This window comes from Alistipes sp. UBA6068 (genome assembly GCF_949428155.1).
Classification (GTDB): domain Bacteria; phylum Bacteroidota; class Bacteroidia; order Bacteroidales; family Rikenellaceae; genus Alistipes; species Alistipes muris.
Genome location: NZ_CASQFS010000008.1, coordinates 61,304 through 80,700, shown reverse-complemented (window position 1 = coordinate 80,700; position 19,397 = coordinate 61,304). Strand labels below are relative to the sequence as shown.

The 19,397-nt window shown below is 60.8% G+C and carries 18 protein-coding genes; 15 read left to right on the top strand and 3 right to left on the bottom strand.

Annotation, left to right across the window (positions count from 1 at the left end; all coding sequences use genetic code 11):
- The first annotated feature begins 224 nt into the window (after positions 1-224).
- From cdaA to QVG21_RS06125, 15 genes are all read left to right on the top strand, one after another.
- Positions 225-1,025: a diadenylate cyclase CdaA gene (cdaA, locus tag QVG21_RS06195; protein WP_287923112.1), complete on the top strand. Its 801-nt coding sequence runs from the start codon at positions 225-227 to the stop codon at positions 1,023-1,025.
- 59 nt (positions 1,026-1,084) lie between these two features.
- Entirely contained in the window at positions 1,085-1,735 is a 651-nt protein-coding gene (locus QVG21_RS06190; protein WP_287923110.1) for an FKBP-type peptidyl-prolyl cis-trans isomerase, read from the top strand.
- A complete protein-coding gene (locus QVG21_RS06185) occupies positions 1,732-3,321 on the top strand; it encodes a hypothetical protein (RefSeq protein ID WP_287923108.1) in 1,590 nt (529 codons plus the stop codon). The genes QVG21_RS06190 and QVG21_RS06185 overlap by 4 nt, the downstream gene beginning before the upstream one ends.
- A gap of 94 nt (positions 3,322-3,415) precedes the next feature.
- On the top strand, positions 3,416-3,658 hold the full coding sequence (locus QVG21_RS06180) for a DNA-binding protein (RefSeq protein WP_251214970.1): 243 nt from the start codon (positions 3,416-3,418) through the stop codon (positions 3,656-3,658).
- A gap of 603 nt (positions 3,659-4,261) precedes the next feature.
- On the top strand, positions 4,262-6,178 hold the full coding sequence (gene dnaK / locus QVG21_RS06175; RefSeq protein WP_287923106.1) for a molecular chaperone DnaK: 1,917 nt from the start codon (positions 4,262-4,264) through the stop codon (positions 6,176-6,178).
- A gap of 681 nt (positions 6,179-6,859) precedes the next feature.
- Entirely contained in the window at positions 6,860-9,871 is a 3,012-nt protein-coding gene (secDF, locus tag QVG21_RS06170; protein ID WP_287923104.1) for a protein translocase subunit SecDF, read from the top strand.
- A 152-nt stretch (positions 9,872-10,023) separates the two neighbouring features.
- A complete protein-coding gene (locus QVG21_RS06165; RefSeq protein WP_287923102.1) occupies positions 10,024-10,419 on the top strand; it encodes a hypothetical protein in 396 nt (131 codons plus the stop codon).
- A complete protein-coding gene (gene coaE / locus QVG21_RS06160) occupies positions 10,416-11,021 on the top strand; it encodes a dephospho-CoA kinase (RefSeq protein ID WP_287923100.1) in 606 nt (201 codons plus the stop codon). The genes QVG21_RS06165 and coaE overlap by 4 nt, the downstream gene beginning before the upstream one ends.
- On the top strand, positions 11,011-11,841 hold the full coding sequence (gene folP, locus QVG21_RS06155; RefSeq protein WP_502871761.1) for a dihydropteroate synthase: 831 nt from the start codon (positions 11,011-11,013) through the stop codon (positions 11,839-11,841). Before coaE ends, folP begins: the two co-directional genes overlap by 11 nt.
- Positions 11,838-12,659, top strand: a complete 822-nt coding sequence (locus QVG21_RS06150) for a hypothetical protein (protein ID WP_287923098.1) — start codon at positions 11,838-11,840, stop codon at positions 12,657-12,659. The genes folP and QVG21_RS06150 overlap by 4 nt, the downstream gene beginning before the upstream one ends.
- Positions 12,656-13,306, top strand: a complete 651-nt coding sequence (locus QVG21_RS06145; protein ID WP_251214897.1) for an ABC transporter ATP-binding protein — start codon at positions 12,656-12,658, stop codon at positions 13,304-13,306. Before QVG21_RS06150 ends, QVG21_RS06145 begins: the two co-directional genes overlap by 4 nt.
- Position 13,307: 1 nt before the next feature.
- Entirely contained in the window at positions 13,308-14,078 is a 771-nt protein-coding gene (locus QVG21_RS06140; protein WP_287923095.1) for a TIGR02757 family protein, read from the top strand.
- Between the two features lie 47 nt (positions 14,079-14,125).
- Positions 14,126-14,785, top strand: a complete 660-nt coding sequence (locus tag QVG21_RS06135) for a tRNA1(Val) (adenine(37)-N6)-methyltransferase (protein WP_287923093.1) — start codon at positions 14,126-14,128, stop codon at positions 14,783-14,785.
- Between the two features lie 58 nt (positions 14,786-14,843).
- On the top strand, positions 14,844-15,740 hold the full coding sequence (locus QVG21_RS06130; protein ID WP_287923091.1) for a DUF4831 family protein: 897 nt from the start codon (positions 14,844-14,846) through the stop codon (positions 15,738-15,740).
- Entirely contained in the window at positions 15,737-16,411 is a 675-nt protein-coding gene (locus tag QVG21_RS06125; RefSeq protein ID WP_287923089.1) for a DNA alkylation repair protein, read from the top strand. The genes QVG21_RS06130 and QVG21_RS06125 overlap by 4 nt, the downstream gene beginning before the upstream one ends.
- Here the strand turns inward: QVG21_RS06125 and QVG21_RS06120 are convergent.
- The 3 genes from QVG21_RS06120 to radA form a co-directional block, all read right to left on the bottom strand.
- Positions 16,408-16,734 carry a thioredoxin family protein gene (locus QVG21_RS06120; protein WP_287923087.1) on the bottom strand — a complete coding sequence of 109 codons (327 nt, stop codon included), beginning with the start codon at positions 16,732-16,734 and terminating at the stop codon, positions 16,408-16,410. The two genes, QVG21_RS06125 and QVG21_RS06120, sit on opposite strands and share 4 nt — an antisense overlap.
- A 290-nt stretch (positions 16,735-17,024) precedes the next feature.
- Complete coding sequence (locus QVG21_RS06115) at positions 17,025-17,993, bottom strand: NAD-dependent epimerase/dehydratase family protein (protein WP_287923086.1); 969 nt, start codon at positions 17,991-17,993, stop codon at positions 17,025-17,027.
- Between the two features lie 35 nt (positions 17,994-18,028).
- A complete protein-coding gene (gene radA / locus QVG21_RS06110) occupies positions 18,029-19,396 on the bottom strand; it encodes a DNA repair protein RadA (protein WP_251214890.1) in 1,368 nt (455 codons plus the stop codon).
- Between the last annotated feature and the right edge of the window lies 1 nt (position 19,397).

Genomic DNA, 19,397 nt, shown 5'->3' with positions numbered 1-19,397 from the left:
CGCCTGAAAACAGGCCGCGTTTCGGGCATGTCAACAGTCGTTTTTCCGCCGCTTCGCTTGGTTTGGATAAGCTGCGGTTCGGGAAAATGCGAACTTCGTTTGCTTTTCCACTCGCCTTGCGTTATCTTTGCAGATGCAGAAAATGCGTTCCGCCCCAGTAAAATCCGCCGCAGGTTCGGCGTTGCCCGCGGTTCGATTGTCTTTGCGCCTGATAAATTATCGTTATGGGTTTCATACCGTTCACTTTCGTTGACTTCATCGACATCTTGCTGGTGGCGCTGATCATGTTTTGGATTTACCGCATGACCAAGGGCACCAACGCTCCCTATATCTTGTCGGGCATCATCGCCATCTATTTGATGTGGGTGGTGGTCCGGACGCTCAACATGGAGCTGCTCTCTACGATTCTGGGTCAGTTGATTTCGGTGGGCGTCATCGCGCTCATCATCGTCTTCCAGCCCGAGCTGCGGCATTTCCTTCAGATGATCGGTATCCGGCAGAAGCATTTCAATTTCATCACCCGCATCTTCTCGCCCGTCGAGGCACGCCCGCGGACCGACGTGGCGCCCATCGTCGCGGCGTGCCGCGATATGGCCGCAACCAAGACCGGAGCTTTGATAGTCATCGGGTTGCAGAGCGATTTGACGTTGATTGCCGAGGGCGGCATCGCCGTCGACGCCAAGGTCTCGCCCGACCTCCTGCAAAATATCTTCTTCAAGAATGCGCCGTTGCACGACGGGGCGGTGCTGATCCACAACGACCGGGTCATCGCCGCCAAGTGTATCCTGCCCGTCACGCAGAGCGACGTTCCCAAGTCCTACGGTACGCGTCATCGCGCGGCGCTCGGCATGAGCGAGATTTCCGACGCCGTCATCGTGGTCGTTTCCGAGGAGACGGGCGGCATCTCCGTGGCCCAGGGCGGTCAGTTGCGGCGCGACGTCGACCCGTCGCGTTTGCAGCAGATGCTTCAGCGCCATCTGGCACCTGCGCCGCGCCGCCGTTCCCGCAAGGAGGTGGTCGAATAGTTCGGTTGCGATGGTAGGATTTCCGGATTGTTTTTGTATTTTTGCATGATTCCGTGCCGATGAAAAGGTCTGTCATATCGTCGTTGTTCCTCTTCGCCGGGGTCTTTCTCTTCGTCGGCTGCGCCGAGAAGGAGGACCTTTTCGGCAAGCAGAAGTCCACGTTCGTTTCGTTCCTCGAAAAGACGCACCAGCCGCGGCTCATACCCGTGGAGAACCTCGAACCCGGTAGCAGGGAGGGGGTCTACGCTACGTTGGGCGACGCTGTTTACCGTTATATCGACGTCGAAAATTACTACGACCCCGACCGCGAAAACAAGCCGTTGGTGACCGAGGATTCGTGGGTGACTTTGACTTACCGCGCTTATCTTTTCAACAATACGCTTATCAGGGGGTTGCCCGACGGCGGGCTCAACGAGAACAATTTCGCAAGCGTGACACCGCCGTTCTATACCAACGATCCCGCTTTCGAGCCTTATTTCCGGATGGCCGGTCTGACCCCGGGCGCGTGGGATTTCGCTCCGTTGAGCGTCGACATGCGCAATGCCGGGATAATAAAAGGGCTCCGGCTCGCGTTGGTAGGGTGTCGCGAGGGCGACCGCGTGGAGGCTTATATGACTTACAATATGGCTTACGGGGACAAGACTTACCTTTATTTCATCCCCAAGGAAAGCCCCGTCGCTGTCTTTTTCAGCGTCGACAAAGTGGAATGACAACAACCAGAGAATATCCGATGATGCGTTATATCCGTTTGAGTTTGGCCGCCGTGGCCGCCTTGCTGTTGGCCGTTTCGTGTGCCAGGGAGCAGTCCGAATCCTACAATAAGTTGGAGGATCTGTCGTTGGAGGCGTGGATGGCTCAGAACAAGCCCGAGCTGTTGGGCAACAGGCAGGGGTTCGGCAATGCGAGTTATTATATAGAGGTGCTCGACGCGGGCGATTCCGGCGCCAGGCCCGTCAACGATACGGTTTGTTGGGTGCAGTTCGATTTCTCGGGCCGCGATTTGGCGTCGCACGAGATTATCATCACCCGCAGCGCCCGCCAGGCCAAGTTGGCGGGTACGTTCACCAAGTATACCCATTACGTGCCGTTCTACCGTTATTGCGGTACCGGCAACACCGGGTTGCCCGAAGCGACTTATCTGGCCATGCGCAACGAGCAGACGCTGGGCGAAGATTACGTGGCCGATTTCAACCGCAACAATCCCGGGCGCGAAATCGAGTTGCCGTTTTTGTTGCGCGAGGGCGCGCGCGTGGCGCTCTATTGTCCTTCGCGCGTGGTGGGCGACCTGTCGTCCAGCGGCGGTTACGAGGGCGATTTCACCCTCGCCGCAAGCAAGCCCGTGCGGATCGAGATGACCATCTGCGACACGGTCAAGAATCCTTTGCAGGCCGAGGGTTCGGCCGTGGATTCCTATTGTCGCCAGCAGGGCGGTCTGCGGATTTACAGTTCGTCCAAAGAGGCCGCCGACGGGGTCGTGCCCCTGCCGACCGACCCCAAGGATGCCAATCATCCTTACCGGGTGGCCGAGCGGTGGGTCAGCGCCTGCGATTCGCTGCCTCAGCTCTATGTCGATTATCGGTATACGCCCGCCCGGCAGCTCGTCTTCCCCGAGCCCTATGCCGTCGGTGTCGAGCCCTACGCTTCCGAAGCGTCGATGGCGCTTGTCGACCAGCAAATCAACGAGGCTCTGCGCAAACGGTTCCTCGGCGACGATGCGGCGGATTTCCCCGATGCCGTGACCCTCGACGCCGATTCGGTCGGGATGGAGGGCAAGGCCAAAATTTGGTACATAACCCGTTTCCTCGACGGTTTCGTACTCGATACCAATATCGACGAGGTGAAGCAGATTGTCTACGGCGAGGTCAAGACGGCAGGCGAAGCTTTCGAGTACACTCCGGAAAAAGGCGGAGCCGTGCAGGCCTGGTATTATACGGTGCCTAAGCTCAAGTACGGGCAGTGGGCCGCTATCGTGACCGTGTCGACCCACGCCTATGGGGCGCAGGGGCGGCAGGGCAGTACGCAAAGTTCGTCGTCGGGCAGCGGCTATTCGCAGAGCTACTCCGATTATCTGAATCTCCTCAACTATGCCAATGCCTACTATGGCAACGGCTACGGAGGTTATTTCCCGGGTTATTACGGCAATTATCTGGGGGGCATGTACGGCGGCTATGGCAGCTATATGGGCGGCATCGGCAGTGGCGACGGGGACCAATCCGAGACCACGACGACCGTCATTACCGAGGTTCTGCCTTTCACGCCGCTGGTCTTCCAGATATACGTGGAGCCCGCAGAGTGATTTTTCGCCATTTTTCCGTCCGGAAGTTTGGAGGTTCCATAAATTTGCCGTAACTTAGTAGTGCAGTAATAAAAACACTTAAACACTACGGGATATGATCATTACATTCAACGAACTGCGCCGGATCAAGGACCGGCTGCCCAGCGGTAGCTCGCAGCGTATCGCAGACGAGTTGGGAATCGACGTGGAGTCCGTCCGCAACTATTTCGGCGGCAAGCATGAAGCCAAGGAGTGCGTGGGCGTTCATTTCGAGCCCGGGCCCGACGGCGGCGTGGTGACGCTCGACGACACGACTATTCTCGACGTGGCCATGCGTATTCTCGGCGAGCAGAAATAGAGACATATCTTTCTTCAGTGCAGCGCAGTGCCGGATTCCGGGGCTGCGCTTTTTTAATTAAGAATTCAGAATTAAAAATTGAGCAGGGCGGAATGACAACATAGTGAATAGTTAATAGTGAATGGGGAATCATTTTATTCTTTGTCATTCTGAGGAGGTCAGCAAGTGCAGTGCAGTTAAGAATCTGTTACTCGGCATCGTCATTGCGAGGAGCGCAGCGACGCGGCAATCTGAACAAGCGTTGTGACGTTTCTCCCCTCTGTCATTCTGAGCGCAGCGAAGAATCTGCCCCTTGCCTTGTCATTCTGAGGAACCATAGGCGACGAAGAATCTTTTGCCAGCCATGCCTTGTTCTCGCTTTCCTGCCAAAATAGCACGTTGCGCGGACTTCCCGGCGGCCCGAACTGCCACGGGGCTGTCAAATTGGCAGAGTTCGCCCTTTGGTACAACCTTTGATTGACTTACGGTCGTAAAAGCCGATAAAACGGTTCGTATTCATGCGCCTTTTCTCGCTGCGGATAGTCCGCACAAGCACAGAACAGGGCGGCAGGGAACAGGTTACCGGATTAACAGAATTAACAAGCATTCAAATTCACACTTATTATGGCAAAGATTATTGGTATCGACCTTGGCACGACAAATTCCTGCGTGTCGGTCATGGAGGGTAACGAGCCCGTTGTGATTCCCAATTCCGAGGGTCACCGTACAACGCCGTCGGTGGTCGCTTTCACCGACAACGGCGAGCGCAAGGTCGGCGATCCCGCCAAGCGTCAGGCGATTACCAACCCCAAGCGTACGGTCTTCTCCATCAAGCGTTTCATGGGCGAGCGTTACGACCAGGTCGCCTCCGACATCGAGCGTGCGCCTTATTCCATCGTCCGCGGCGATAACAATACGCCCCGCGTCGACATCGACGGGCGCCAGTACACTCCGCAGGAGATTTCGGCCATCATCCTCCAGAAGATGAAGAAGACGGCCGAGGATTACCTCGGGCAGGAGGTCAGCGAGGCCGTCATCACCGTGCCCGCTTACTTCTCCGATTCGCAGCGCCAGGCTACCAAGGAGGCGGGCGAAATCGCCGGTCTCAAGGTCCGCCGTATCATCAACGAGCCTACGGCCGCCGCTTTGGCCTACGGTCTCGACAAGAAGGACAGCGACATGAAAATCGCCGTCTACGACCTCGGCGGCGGTACGTTCGATATTTCGATTCTCGAACTGGGCGACGGCGTCTTCGAGGTCAAGTCGACCAACGGCGACACCCACCTCGGCGGCGACGACTTCGACCACGTGCTCATCGACTACATGGCCGAGGCGTTCAAGGCCGAGCATCAGATCGACCTGCGGCAGGACCCCATGGCGCTGCAGCGTCTGAAGGAGGCCGCCGAAAAGGCCAAAATCGAGCTCTCGTCTTCGACTACGACCGAAATCAACCTGCCTTACATCATGCCCGTCAACGGCATTCCGCAGCACCTCGTCATGTCGCTTACACGTGCCAAGTTCGAGCAGTTGTGCGATCATCTGATTCGTAAGACCGTCGAGCCGTGCAAGCTCGCCTTGCGCGACGCCGGGTTGGACGCTTCGCAAATCGACGAGGTGATTCTCGTCGGCGGTTCGACGCGTATCCCCGCTATCCAGAAAATCGTCGAGGAGTTCTTCGGCAAGGCTCCCAACAAGTCGGTCAACCCCGACGAGGTCGTGGCTATCGGCGCCGCCATCCAGGGCGGTGTGCTCACGGGCGAGGTCAAGGACGTGTTGTTGCTCGACGTTACGCCCCTGTCGCTCGGTATCGAGACTTTGGGCGGCGTGATGACCAAGCTCATCGAGGCCAATACCACCATTCCTACCCGCAAGTCGGAGACTTTCTCCACGGCGGCCGACAACCAGCCTTCGGTCGAAATCAACGTTTGCCAGGGCGAGCGTCCGTTGGCCCGTGATAACAAGTCTATCGGGCGTTTCCACCTCGACGGCATCCCTGCCGCTCCGCGCGGCGTGCCGCAGATCGAGGTTACGTTCGACATCGACGCCAACGGTATTCTCAACGTTTCGGCCAAGGACAAGGGTACCGGCAAGGAGCAGAAAATCCGTATCGAGGCTTCGTCGGGTCTGACCGAGCAGGAAATCCAGCGCATGCGCGACGAGGCCAAGGCCAACGAGGCCAAGGATAAGGAGGAAAAGGAGCGTATCGACAAGATCAACGCCGCCGATTCCAATATCTTCGCTACCGAAAAGCAGCTCAAGGAGTACGGCGACAAGCTGCCTGCCGACAAGAAGTCCGCCATCGAAACGGCGCTCGGCAAGCTCAAGGAAGCCCACAAGAACGCCGACATCGCCGCTATCGACACCGCTATCAACGAGTTGAACGCTGCTTGGCAGGCCGCTTCGCAGGACATCTACGCCCAGCAGCAGGCACAGGGTGCCGCCGGTGCGCAGGGCGCTGGTCAGCAGGCCAATGCTGGTGGTGCTCAGGATGCCGCTGGCAACAACCAGCCCGAGGACGTCGAGTTCGAGGAGGTCAAATAGATTCCGTCCGGGGCGGTTTTCCCTCCGGTGTTTTCAGCGCAGTTCCGTTTCCCGGGACTGCGCTTTTTTAATTAAAAATTAAGAATTCAGAATTAAAAATTGAAAGGTATAAATATCATTTTGAAGTCCGCTTGTTGTTCTGAGGAGGTTATAAGACCGACGAAGAACCGTTTCACCCGTCCGTAGCAACCATTCGCAGGCCTGGCTGGGGCGGTCGCGCTTTAAGCGCGAACCGGGCTCCGCGCAGAATTGTTCTGTCATTCTGAGCGTAGCGAAGAATCTTCTTCCTCGTCACGTCATTGTGAGGGCAGGCACCCGACGTTCGCAGCATTCGCCACAACTGCTCGCAGGCCCGGCCCGGGCTTGCCGCGCGACCGGCCCGGCCGCGCTCCGCGTAAAGTATTTATCATTTTCTTGTCCATCGTCAACTATTCGTTGCCTGCAATTATGAATTGTGAATTGTTTTTCCTATCTTTGGCTTCGCCGAAGATACTCCGCCTCGGCAATACTCAAATAAATTTGGCATTGCCCTCGGCTTTTCGTATCTTTGGCTGCGTCTTAGATACTCACGTTCGGCAAAATGCAAGTAAACTTGCTTTTGCCCTCACTTATTCGTATCTTTGTGCGCTATTAGGCTTTGGAGAGAATAATTACAACAAATAACAAATTCATTTCTTACCGATGCAAAGTAAAGGTTTCATCAAACTCATCGCGGTGCTTCTGGCCCTCGCATGCGTTTACCAGCTCTCGTTCACGTTCAAGACACGGAGCGTAGAGAAGCAGGCGGCCGCCTATGCCGCCCAGTTCCCGCTCGACCGGCAGGCCGAGGCGGAGCAGCATTTCCTGGATTCGGTCCAGAACCTGCCCGTCTACAACGTCGGTTTCAAGCGTTTCACTTACAAGGAGTGCAAGGAGAAGGAGTTGAACCTCGGTCTCGACCTCAAGGGCGGTATGAACGTCATGTTGGAGGTGCAGGTCGAGGACGTTGTCAAGGCGTTGGCCGGCGACAGCCAGAGCGATCCCGCTTTCATGCAGGCTATCGCCGAGGCCGACGAGGCCATGAAGTCGGGCGATTCCAAGGATTATATCGGCGACTTCGTCAAGGCTTACGAGCGTCTGACCAACGGCGGGTCGCTCGCGGCCATCTTCGTCAGCCCCGACCGCAAGGACATTTCGCTCGAAAGTACCAACGCCGATGTCGAGAAGATTCTCAAGCGCGAGACCGAGGCCGCTATCGCCGCTTCGTTCAACGTTTTGCGCAGTCGTATCGACCACTTCGGCGTCACGCAGCCCAATATCATGCGCCTGCCCAATTCGCACCGTATCCTCGTCGAGTTGCCGGGCGTCAAGGAGCCGCAGCGCGTTCGTGATTTGTTGCAGGGTACCGCGTCGTTGGAGTTCTGGACTACTTATAACGCCAACGAGGTGCTGCCGTCGTTGATGACCGCCGACAAGTATCTGCGTTCGGCGTTGGCCGAGGCTGCCGCCGGCGGCGAGAGCGTCAAGGCCGAAGTCGTCGAGAAGCAGAAGAGTGCAGGCGAAGCCGGCGACCTCATTTCCGAAATCGGCGAGACCGCCGAGACTGCGCCCGCCGCGTCGGAGCGTTTCGACCGTGCGCAGAATCCGTTGTTCGCCGTCCTCGACCCGTCGTTCGCTGGCGGGGCCGCCGTGGGTGCCGCTTACAAGGCCGACATGGCTGCCGTCGAGGCTTATCTGAGCGATCCCAAGGTGCGTGAGTTCTTCCCCGCCGACATCGAGTTCAAGTGGGGTGTCAAGGGCGACGACCGCATCGACGGCCGTTATTACCTCTACGCTATCCGCGTCGCCACTTCCGACGGGCGCGCTCCGCTCGACGGGTCGGTCATCACCGAGGCGCGCGAGCAGTATGCCGAGCGCGGTGCTTCGGCCGTCGTGTCGATGACCATGAACGCCGAGGGCGCACAGGAGTGGTCGCGGCTCACAGGCGAGAACATCGGCAAGTGCATCGCCATCGTGCTCGACGGTTACGTTTATTCGGCACCCAATGTCCGCACCAAAATCGACAAGGGTTCTTCCGAGATTTCCGGCGACTTCACCATTCAGGAGGCGCAGGACCTCGCCAACGTCCTCAGTTCCGGTAAGGTGCCCGCACCCGCCAAAATCATCCAGGATACCGTCGTCGGTCCGTCGTTGGGCCAGGAGTCCATCAACGCCGGTATGCTGTCGTTTCTCATCGCTTTCGTCCTCGTCCTGCTCTACATGGGTCTCTTCTACAAGACCGCAGGTTGGATGTCCGACATCGCTTTGTTGACCAACGTCTTCTTGCTCATGGGTATCCTGGTGTCGTTCGGCGCCGTCCTCACCTTGCCCGGTATCGCCGGTATCGTGCTGACGATGGGTATGGCCGTCGACGCCAACGTCATCATCTACGAGCGTATCAAGGAGGAGTTGCGCGGCGGCAAGAGCCTGTCGCTCGCCATCAAGGACGGTTTCTCGAAGGCTTATTCGGCCATCATCGACGGTAACCTCACCACCATCATCACGGGTATCGTGTTGTTCATCTTCGGCAACGGTCCGGTGCAGGGCTTCGCTACGACGTTGATTATCGGTATCATCACTTCGTTCCTCTGCGCCGTCTTCATCACGCGCCTTTTGATCGAATGGATTGTCGCCAAGTGGGGCCATATCTCTTTCTCGCGCAGGTGGTCGGAGAATTTCCTCAATAACACCCATGTCGATTTCATCGCCAAGCGCAAGATCGCCTATATCGTCACCGCCGTTCTGATTCTGCTTTCGTGCGTGTCGTTCGCCGTGCGCGGTCTGAACCTCGGCGCCGAGTTCACGGGCGGCCGTGCTTACGTGGTCCGTTTCGACAAGGCCGTTTCGGCTGAGGAGGTGCGCGGGCGCGTCGAGCAGGCTTTCGCGGCGCAGGCCGATGCCGACGCCGCTTCGGTCAGCTCCGAGGTCAAGCAGTACGGCAACGAGAACCAGATGCGCATCGTCACGCAGTACCGTTTCGACGACACTTCGGACGAGGCTACGGCCGAGGTCGAGCGCATCATCTACGATGCGGTCGCTCCGCTCTACTCCTATGATATTACGTTCGAGCAGTTCCGCAATACGCAGACCGACGTCAACGGTATTCTGAACGCCGACAAAATCGGTCCCTCGATCGCCAAGGACATGACCTGGAATGCCATTTATTCGGTGCTCTTCTCGCTCATCGCCATCGGGCTCTACATCACGTTCCGTTTCAAGCGGTGGCAGTGGGCTACGGGCGCTACCTTGGCTTTGGCCGTCAACGCGTTGTTCATCATCGGTCTGTTCTCCATGTTCTACGGTCTGATGCCGTTCAACCTGGAGGTCAACCAGGCTTTCATCGCCGCCATTCTGACCATCATCGGTTACGCCATCAACGACACGGTGGTCGTGTTCGACCGCATCCGCGAGTTCCTGGGGCTTTACCCGAAACGTACGTTGCGCGAGAACGTCAACAACGCCATCAACTCCACTTTGTCGCGTACCATCAACACTTCGGGTACGACGATCGTGACGTTGTTGGCCATCTTCTTCTTCGGCGGCGAGACCATCCGCGGTTTCATCTTCGCCCTCACGGTCGGTGTCGTCGTCGGTACGGCCGCCACGATTTTCATCGCTACGCCCGTGGCCTACGACTTGATGACCCGTTCGGACAGGAAGAAAGAGGAGAAATAAGATTCGTCACTTTTTCATATTTAAGGTTAGGCGGTGCACCCGGGCGAAAGCCCGGGTGCGCTGTTTTCCGCAGGGGGCAGGGCCATTTTTTGCAGGCCGGGTTTGGCGGTGCGGGCGGATTGCATTATCTTCGCAGAAAAGTTTCGTCATTCATGGAAAATTTGGCAGCCTGGTTGCGGCGTTATGTCTCGCCCGTGTTTCTGGCGTTGTTCGTCGCGGCGTTCATATTTTGGTATATCGCCAAGCTCAGTTATACTTACAGCACCCACCTCGGGGTCCGCGTCGAGGTCGACGGGGTGCCGCTCGAAGTGTCGTGCGTCGTGCAGGGCGTCGGCACCAACCTGTTCGGTTATAAGGTCTACATGAACAAGACCTTGCGCGTCCCGCTTTCGCAGCTCAAGTACAAGCCTTCGCGCGAGGAGGGCCACGAGGGCAAAATCGTCATCGACCCCAAGTCGTTGCAGAACGCTATCGCCGTGCAGTTGAGCGACATCAAGGTGCTTTCGGTCGACGGGGTGCCCGAAATCGACAGGCCGCAGAAGCGATGATCAAGGTGGGTATTACGGGCGGTATCGGCAGCGGCAAGAGCACCGTTTGCGCGTTGTTGGCCGCCAGGGGGGCCGCCGTCTACGATTCGGATGCCGCCGCACGGCGGCTCATGGAGGAGGACGGGTCCCTGCGCGAGGGGCTTGTCGCGCGGTTCGGTGCGGCCGTCTATCGCGACGGGCAGCTCGACCGCAGTTACCTCGCCGGGGTCGTTTTCGGCAATGCGCTTGCGCTCGCCGACCTCAATGCCTTGGTCCATCCCGCCGTTAGGCGCGATTTCGAGGAGTGGGCCGCGCGGCAGACGGGCGATTACGTCGTGTTGGAGAGTGCTATCCTCTTTGAGTCGGGGTTCGATGCGGTCGTGGACCGTACGGTGGCGGTGCTGGCGCCCGCCGAGGTGCGGGTGGAGCGGGCCTGCCGCCGCGACGGAAGCCGTCCCGAAGCCGTGCGGGCCCGTATGGCGGCACAGACCGACGACGATACGCTGTGCCGCCGCGCCGACTTCACGCTGGTCAACATCGTGGAGGAGGAGTTGGAGCCTGCCGTCGACGAGCTCGACCGCCGTTTGCGCCACGAAAACCAAATCCGACAGCATGCGAATTGATTTTTCACAGCCTTGCGTGATGGCGATTCTCAACGCCACGCCCGATTCGTTCTTCGCCGGCAGCCGCACGGCCGACGAGGCGGCCATCGAGCGCAGGGTGCGCGAGTGCCTGGACCAGGGGGCCGATCTGATCGACGTCGGGGGTTATTCTTCGCGTCCGGGGGCCGACGCGGTGGCGCCCGACGAGGAGTGGCGGCGCGTCTCGACGGCGCTCGGCGTGGTGCGGCGGCTCGCCCCGCACATGCCCGTTTCGGTCGATACGTTCCGGGCGTCGGTGGCGGCGCAGGCCGCGGAGCGGTTCGGCGAGGTCATCATCAACGACATTTCGGCCGGAGAGCTCGACCCGGCCATGCCTGCCACCGTGGCGCGGCTGGGCGTACCTTATATAATTATGCACATGAAGGGCGACCCGCAGACCATGCAGACGCTGACCGACTACCGCAGCGACATCGTGACCGAGGTGTGCGGTTATTTCGGGCGTCGGGTCGCGGAGCTGACGGCCGCGGGCATCCGGCGCGGAAACATCGTCCTCGACCCCGGATTCGGATTCGCCAAAACCCTCGAACAAAATTATGAATTGTTGGCCGGACTGCACAAGTTGTGCGCGCTGGGTTTCCCGGTGCTGGCAGGGCTGTCGCGCAAGTCGATGATATACAGGGCGCTCGACGCTTCGCCTGCCGACGCATTGGCCGGAACGGTGGCCCTCGGGTGGGAAGCGCTGCGGCAGGGAGCGACGGTGCTGCGGGTGCACGACGTGCGCGAAGCGGCCGACACGGTCCGTCTTTTCGGGCTGTACGAACAAAACAGAAAACAAGCATGAAAGAAGAACAGACAACCAAGAATCCGGCGGAGTTCTCCGCCGAAGCCGCATCCGGCAGCGCTACCGGACGCCGGCGCCGTTCGCGCGGACGCTCGCGCGGGCATCAGAACGGGCAGAACGCCCAGCAGGCCAGCGCGCAGAGCGCGGGCAGCGCATCGCAGAAAAGCCAGCAGAACGCTGGTCAGCGCGCTCAGCAGAACAGCGGGCGGCCGAACCGCCCGGCACGCGGAACGGCCGCCGGAAACCGCAAGCCGGGCAATCCTGCGGGCCGCAATTCCGCGGGTAGCCGTTCGTGGGGCGATTATATGCGCCAGTTGCTGGTGGTCATCGTCGGTGTGGCACTGACGCTCGCCGCGGCCGGGTTGGTCGAACGGTGGCGCGAGGCCCGGCAGGTGCGAGGCGTTATGCAGCTGGTCAGCGAGGAGCTCAAGGCCAACCGGGCCCTGACCGCAGAAGCCTGCCGCGGCTTCGCCCTGCTCGACGAGTACGGCCGCGACTATAGCCGCATTCCGGCCGATACGCTCGAAAAATACCGTTCCGACGTGGAGCGGGCCGCCGGCTTCGCGCCGCAGAGCGATGCGCTTGAGGTGCTGCGTGCGTCGGGTGCGATGGCGGCCGTGCAGGACAGGCAGCTGCTGTTGGAGGTGCTGGAATGCTACGCGTATCTGGAGCGCTTCGGGGCGGCTGTGAACAACTATAACAGCTTAGAAACGGCCTTGGGCGATTGCTTCGGGCCGGAGACGCTCGACGGCGGGGCGGTGGAACATGTAGACCGCGTGCTCCGGCAGCTCGACGAGCGATACGGCTTCGGACGATGATTCGGGCGACCGACATACGCAAGCGCTTCGGCGAGCTGGAGGTGCTCAAAGGGGTGTCGCTCGAAGTGGCGCGCGGCGAGGTGGTCTCGATAGCGGGAGCCAGCGGCGCGGGCAAGACGACGCTTCTGCAAATATTGGGCACCCTTTCGCGGCCCGATTCGGGGCGGCTGCTCATCGACGGGACCGAGCCTTTCGCCCTGGGCGACAAGGCGCTGTCGCAGTTCCGCAACGAGCGCATCGGCTTCGTTTTCCAGTTCCACCACCTGCTGCCCGAATTCACGGCGTTCGAGAACGTCTGCATCCCGGGCTTCATCGGCCGCCGTCCGCGTGCCGAGGTGGAACGCCGGGCCGACGAGCTGCTGGCGCTGATGGGCCTTTCGGCCCGTCGCGGCCACAAGCCCAGCCAGCTCTCGGGCGGCGAACAGCAGCGGGTGGCCATCGCACGGGCGCTGGTCAACTCGCCTGCGGTGCTGCTGGCCGACGAGCCCTCGGGCAACCTCGATTCGCGCAACCGCGACGAAATCCACAAGCTCTTTTTCGAGCTGCGCGACAAGTTGGGGCAGACTGTCGTCATCGTGACCCACGACGAAAATCTGGCGGCCATGGCCGACCGCCGGATTGTCATGTCCGACGGAAACATACGCTGACGTGGACGGCGAACTGCGCGCGCTGCTCGAACGGCTCTGCGACCGTTACAACCGCCCCGAATTCATCGCGGACGACCCGATTTCGGTGCCGCATGCCTATATGGACCGGGCCGACCGCGAGATAGCGGGTTTCCTGGCGGCGACCATCGCATGGGGCAACCGCAAGTCCATCGTCCGGAGCGCTCACCGGATGATGCGCCTGATGGACGATGCCCCGGCCGACTTCGTCCGCCACGCTTCGGACCGCGAGCTGGCGCAGCTCGACGGCTATGCGCACCGCACGTTCAACGGCAGCGATTTGCGCGACTTCATCCTTGCGCTCCGTTCGTTGGAGGAACGCTTCGGCGGGCTGGGCGCGTTTTTTGAGGAGCGTTACCAGGCGACGGGTTCCATGCCGCAGGTGCTGGCCGAATTCCGGCGCGAATTTTTCGGGTGCCGCCATGCGCCGCGCTGCGAAAAACACCTTTCGTCCATCGACAAGGGGGCGGCCTGCAAGCGCCTGTGCATGTTCCTGCGGTGGATGGTGCGCCGCGACGACCGGGGCGTGGACTTCGGTCTGTGGCGGCGGATTCCCATGTCGGCGCTCTTCCTGCCGCTCGACGTCCATACGGGCGAGGTGGGGCGCGCACTCGGCTTGCTGGGCCGGCGTCAGAACGACTGGCGGGCCGTGGAGGAGATTACCGCCGCGCTCCGCGCATTCGACCCCGACGACCCCGTGCGGTTCGATTTCGCCCTTTTCGGGGCCGGAATAGACAGGAGGATGACCTTGTGACTTCGTTTCGGTTCAAACAGTTCGTTGTCCGGCAGGACCTCAGCCCGATGAAAGTCGGGACGGACGGGGTGTTGCTGGGGGCGTGGGCCACGGTGCGGGCTTCGGACCGGCGGATGCTCGACATCGGTACGGGGACGGGGTTGATCGCGCTGATGCTGGCCCAGCGGGCTCCGCAGGCACGGATTGAGGGCATTGACATCGAGGAGGTGGCCGAAGCCCAGGCCAATGCCGATGCGTCGCCGTGGGGCGGGCGGATCGAGATGGTGCAGGAGAGTGCGCAGACGTTCAGCCCCGGCGGGCGGTTCGACCTGGTCGTCTCCAATCCGCCGTTTTTCGACGGTTCGTTGCCTTGTCCCGACGCCGGGCGCACCGCGGCCCGGCATACGGTGCGGCTTTCGTTCGAGGAGCTGCGCGACGCCGCCGTGCGGTTGCTTGCGCCCGAAGGACGCTTCGCCGTGGTGCTGCCTGCGGATGCGGCGACCCGCTTCATTGCCCTTTGCTGCGGGCTGCTCGACCTTGTTCGCCGTACCGACGTCCGCACGACGCCCCGGCGCCCGGCCAAACGCGTGCTGCTCGAATTCACCCCGGCCGGAGCGGGTCCGGCGCCCGTTCCCGAACGCACGGAGCTGACCGTCGGGACGGGCGAACACGAATGCTATACCCCCGAATACCGGGCGCTGACGCGCGATTTCTACCTCAGATTTTGAACTCTTGCGAAAATTGGCTATATTTGATTTGCAAATACGTTTTGAAAAATTGCCGACTATGAAACGCTTGACAATGGCTTTTGCCTTGCTGCTCAGCACGTTCGGTGCCGCGGCGCAGAATCCGTATATCGCGCTGTTCGGCGCTGCCGAAAGCGCGCAGGGCGCGACCGTCTCCGACCCCCGCACCACGCTGGCGGTCGACGTGGTGGCCGAGTGCGACCGGATCCTTGCGGGCCCCTATGCGCGTTTTGCGCAGAAATATCTGGGTGTGCGTGCTCCGATGACCGACAAGGTGGCATGGACCCTCCGCAGTGCGTCGGTGGCCCTGTTGGCACCGGAAAATCTGTTTGCGGAGGAGGCTCCCGAGGTTTCGGAGCAGCGCGCGGTCGCCCATGCCGTGGCGCACGACGATTTCGCCCGCATCCAGCCCGACAAGGTGACGATGGGGGTGCAGTCGCTCGAAGATGCGGCGCGCAGTGCGGCCAGCACCATTTTTTCGCTGCGGCGCCACCGGCTTGAGCTCATCACGGGCGAAGCGGGGGAGAACGTCTTCGGCGAAGGACTTCGGGCGGCGCTCGACGAAATCGCGCGGCTCGAACAGGAATACCTCGAACTTTTCTTCGGCAAACATGTGGTGACGACCGAAAGCCGCCGTTATGTGGTTTATCCCCAGTCGGATAAGATGCAGTATATCGTCTGCCGTTTCAGTTCGGTCGACGGCCTGCTGCCCGAAACCGACCTCTCGGGCGACATGGTGCTGCTGCAAATCGCCCCGTCGGGGCAGGCTGTCGGAGGAATCGCGGAGGCCGAGTACAAGGAACCTTACGTGGCTTGCCGCATCGCCAACCTCTCGACCTGCACGGTCAGCTGTGCGGGCCGCGAATGCGCACGCACGGTGCTGCCGGTGTTCGAGTTCGGCAAGACGGTGCATGCGGCATTGCCGCGCCGCAAATGACCGGGGCGGACTTCACGTCGCGGATGGTGGCCCTGCTGGCCGCCATGCGGCGCGAGCGCAACGGGGCGGTGGCCGACGAAATGCGCTTTTTCGGCGCGCCCTACGGGCTGAACCTCGGGGTGAGCCTGCCTACGTTGCGCCGGATAGCCCGGGCGCAGGCTCCGGACCACGCTTTCGCCCTCTATCTTTGTTCGCAGGACGTGCGCGAACTGCGGCTTGCGGCGTTCCATATTGCCGAGCCGGAACGGCTGTCGGCCGAAGAACTGCCCCGATGGGGCGCGGCGATTGTCAACTCCGAAGCGGCCGAAGAAGCCGCTTTCGGGCTGTTGAGCCGGGCGGCGGTTTTTTCGTCGTTGTTCGACGAGTGGACCTTTTCTGAAAATCCGTTGCTTGTATACGCCGCGCTGATGGGTGCGGCCCGTCGGTCCGACGCTCCGACTGCATGGGCAGAACGTGCGGCCGAAGCGCTCCAACGCGTAGCAACGGCGACCGAGGAGGGCGGACAGCCCGCCTATGCGGCCCGTCTGACGGCGCAGGGGGCGGCGGCGCTGCTGACCGCCATCGGGTCGCGCGACGAAAAAAACCGGCAGGCGGCAATCCGCGCAGCCGGTTCCGGGGGCGACACCCCGGCCGAACGCTATCTCCGGGACGAGCTGGCGTGGCGTCTTTAGCTCTGTTCGACGCGCTCGGTCTTCTCCAGCTCCTCCGGCACGCCGGCCAGATCGCTGTACCCGATGACGCCGCTGCTCCGCCAGAGGACCTCGCCCCGGCGGAAGAAGATAAGCGTGGGTACCGATGCGATGCGGTAGCGGGCGGTGAATTCGGCGGTGTCGCGGTCGTCGATGTCGACCTTGTAGACGTCGGCCCGGCCGTGCATCTCCTCCTTGAAATGGTCGATGACGGGGTGCATCATCCGGCACGGTCCGCACCAGCTGGCGAAAAAATCGACTAACGTAAGCGCATCGCGCCAGATAATCTTGTCCAAATCCTGCATTTTGAATAATGTGAAAGGTTAAACGTGATAAGTGAAAGGCGGTTTGTTCTTCTGAGGAGCCGCAGGCGACGAAGAATCTGTTTCGTCTTCCACAGCAACCGCTCGCGGGCCCGGCTGGGGCCGGACGCATCTCTGATGCGGGCCGCCGCAGAAAATAATGTATAGTTAATAAGGAATAAATGTCATGTTGAGCGTTCGTCGGTTCACTTCGTTCAGAATGACAAAGAATAAAATGATTCCCCATTCACTATTAACTATTCACTATCTTGTCATTCCGCCCCGCTCAATTTTTAATTCATTTCCGCCCAGGTCATGACGGAATGTTTGTTGCCGGAGAGTTCCTTTTCGACGTAGCTGATGGTCCGGCGGAGTCCCTCGACCAGCGGAGTTCGGGGCGACCAGTCGAGTTCGCGGCGTGCGGCGGCGATGTCGGGCGCGCGGCGCGGGACGTCGTCGGGACGCGCCGGGAGGTGGACGATGCGCGAACGGCTGCCGGTCAGGGCGATGATTTTTTCGGCCAGCGTCCGGATGGGCATCTCGTGGTTGTTGCCGAGGTCGAGCGTGCGGGTCTGTTCGGCGGGCGGGGCTTCCATGAGACGGATCAGCCCGTCGGCCATGTCCTCCACCCAGCAGAAAGCGCGGGTCTGTTCGCCGTTGCCGTTAACGGCGATGTCGCGGTTCTGCAACGCGGCGGCAATCATCTTCATGACCACGCGTTGGTCCATGATGTCGGCGCCGGGTCCGTAGGTGTTGAAGATGCGGGCTATGCGCGTATCGACGCCGAATTCGCTGCGGTAAGCCCGGTGGAGGGCTTCCGCGGCCATCTTGCCTTCGGCCAGCATGCGGTGCGTGGAGCAGCAGTCGCGGCTCTCGGACACGGCGGTGCGGCGGTCGGTGTCGTAAACGCCGCCCGACGACCCGAAAAGCACGCGTGCATGTTCGGTCCGGGCCGTATCGAGTGCATTGATGGAACCTATGATGCTGGTTTTGAGCGATTCGACGGGCAGCGCCTTGTTGTAGCGCACCATCGAGGGCGAGGCCATGTTGTAGATTTCGTCGCATCCGATGCCGAACGCACTGACAATGTTGTGGCGCACGAACCGGAACGAGGGGTGCTGCAAGGCGCCCTTCAGCAGCGGCGAATCGGCCGCATCGCGTATATCCACGCAGAAAACCCGATGGCCCGCTTCCAGCAGGCGCAGACACAGATGGGCCCCGATGAAGCCCGCACCTCCCAATATGACGACTCTTTTTTGCATCGCTTGCTCCTTTTTAGGGGGAGCAGGAGCAAAATCTATTCCATAAAGAGCGCCCGCGGCAGTTCGCCGATGTGGCTGATGGGAACGACCTCGATGCCTTTGGGCCGTTTGATTCCCGGGGCCAGGTAGCCCGAGACGATGATGCGCCTGAAGCCCAGCCGGGCCGCTTCGCCGATGCGCTGTTCGGTGCGGGGGGCGGGGCGTACTTCGCCCGAAAGGCCGATTTCGCCGGCACAGCAGATGCCCGGGCCGACGGGCCGGTCGTAATAGGAGGAGACGACCGCCGCGACGACGGCCAGGTCGAGCCCCGGGTCGGCGACCTTGAACCCGCCCGCGAAGTTGAGAAAGACGTCCTTCTGGAACATTTTGAGCCCGATGCGTTTTTCGACGACAGCCAGCAGCATGCTCATGCGCCGGGCGTCGAACCCGGTGGCGGTACGTTGGGGTGTGCCGTAGGCGGCACCGCTGACCAGCGCCTGCACTTCTATAAGATAAGGCCGCACACCGTCGGCCGAAGCCCCCACGGCAATGCCGCTCAGAGCTTCTTCGTAATGGGTCAGCAGGATTTCGGAGGGGTTGTCGACCCCGCGCAGTCCGCTGTCGAGCATCTCGAAGACACCGATTTCGTAGGTGGCGCCGAAACGGTTCTTGATGCCGCGCAGGATGCGGTAGACGTTGTTGCTGTCGCCCTCGAACTGGAGTACGACGTCGACTATGTGTTCCAGTATCTTGGGTCCGGCAATGGCGCCGTCCTTGGTGATGTGGCCGATGATGAAGATGGACGTGGCGGTCGACTTGGCGTATTTGAGCAGCGTGGCGGCGCATTCGCGGATTTGCGACACGCTGCCCGCCGACGAGTCGAGCAGGTCGGTGTAGATGGTCTGTATGGAGTCGACCACCACGACGTCGGGTTTCTGTTCGGCGATTTGGGCGACGATGTTTTCGAGCAGCGTTTCGGCGTAAATCAGACACTCCTCGTTGTGGATGCCCAGCCGCGACGCGCGCATCTTGATTTGTTCGGCTGATTCTTCGCCCGAGACATAGAGGGTCTTCAACCCGTTGGGCGCCAGCGCAATCTGAAGCGAAAGGGTCGATTTGCCGATGCCCGGTTCGCCGCCTAAGAGGACCAGCGAACCCGGCACCAGTCCGCCGCCCAGGACGCGGTTGATTTCGGGGTTGCCGAGGTCGATGCGCCGCAGGTCGTTCTGGCGGATTTCGCTGACGCGTTGCGGCTTGGCGGTGGGAAGCGGACCTGCCGCCGATGCGGCCGCCGGGCCGCTTTCGCGGGCGATGATCTCCTCCGCGAAAGTGTTCCACTCGCCGCACGCCGGACACTTGCCCAGCCACTTGGGTGCTTCGTGCCCGCAGTTCTTGCAAAAATAGGCTTTCTTGACTTTGGCCATC